At 52.9% G+C, this 1,123-nt stretch carries 1 protein-coding gene and 1 pseudogene; both read left to right on the top strand.

Annotation, left to right across the window (positions count from 1 at the left end; genetic code table 11):
* Positions 1 to 346 (top strand): annotated as a pseudogene (locus FUA23_RS22515) (IS21 family transposase); the annotation flags it as partial.
* A gap of 8 nt (positions 347 to 354) precedes the next feature.
* Positions 355 to 1,092 (top strand): IS21-like element helper ATPase IstB, encoded by a 738-nt coding sequence (gene istB, locus FUA23_RS22200; RefSeq protein WP_147932965.1) that lies wholly within the window; start codon positions 355 to 357, stop codon positions 1,090 to 1,092.
* Positions 1,093 to 1,123: the final 31 nt, after the last annotated feature.

The following is a 1,123-nucleotide window of genomic DNA, read 5'->3' as shown; positions in this document are numbered from 1 at the left end:
GAACCACGAAGAATGGCGCAAGGCCGAGGGATATAACGGGGCCTACTTCCGTTCCTGGGCACGCAAAATCGGTCCCGCTACCGAATGGGCGATCAGCAAAATCCTGTTGACCAAAATCCACGAGCCACAGACCTATCGCAGTTGCCAGGGAGTACTTTCCCTCGCCAGGAAATACGGTGATGAACGCCTCGAAAATGCCTCGCTCCGCTGCCAGACTGCTGGCCAGGCGACCTACAACATGCTCAAAAACATCTTGGACAAAGGTCTCGACCTCCAGGCTACTCAACCCGATTTGTTCACCCCTCCGGCTCACGAAAACATCCGTGGTCCGCAGGCTTATCAATAACCTTTTCTATGACTACCTCTTCTTTATCCTCGCTCCGGGAACTCAAGTTGGCCGGAATGGCTTCTGCTTACGAAGCTATCCTCTCCACCCCGATGGACAAGCACCCCGAGGCCCACGAGCTCATCGCCCGACTTGTAGATGCAGAACGCCAAAACCGCACTCATCGTCGGATGGAAATGTATCTTCGGCTCAGCAAACTCCGCTACGCGGTCACCTTACAGGACGTTGACTGTTCCCCCACACGAAACTTCTCAAAACAACAGTTGAGCGTGCTATCTGATATCGCCTGGATCGGTCGCGGCGAAAACGTTCTGATCACGGGATCAACCGGCTGCGGCAAGTCACACCTGGCTTGTGCACTCGGCAATCACGCCTGTACCATGGGCCAGCGAACTTTGTACTTCAACATGAACCGTTTTTGCGAACAGATCGCCGTGGCCAAGGCCGAAGGAAGCGTCATTAAATGGTTGGATCGACTCAAAAAAGCTCGACTTCTAATCCTCGACGACTTTGGCTTGCAGCCCATCACTCATCCAGTAAAACTCCTACTTCTTCAAATCCTGGAAGATCGCTATGAACGTGCCGCCACCATCATCGTCTCCCAGCTTCCCGTCGGTAAATGGCATGAGTATATTGATGAGCCAACCGTAGCTGATGCCATCCTGGACAGGATCATCCCGAAGGCTCATCGGGTCGAACTCAAAGGAAAAAGTCTGAGGAAACGATCTGAAAACTTATCTTCGTAACCCTAACAAGCGCGAGTTATCCACATGGGGG

Source organism: Neolewinella aurantiaca (assembly GCF_008014675.1).
Taxonomy (GTDB): Bacteria; Bacteroidota; Bacteroidia; order Chitinophagales; family Saprospiraceae; genus Neolewinella; species Neolewinella aurantiaca.
This window is presented reverse-complemented; position numbering and strand designations above follow the sequence as displayed.

Excerpts from the sequence above, each read along its gene's own strand:
- istB (WP_147932965.1), top strand. The coding sequence starts at position 355 with ATGACTACCTCTTCTTTATCCTCGCTCCGGGAACTCAAGTTGGCCGGA.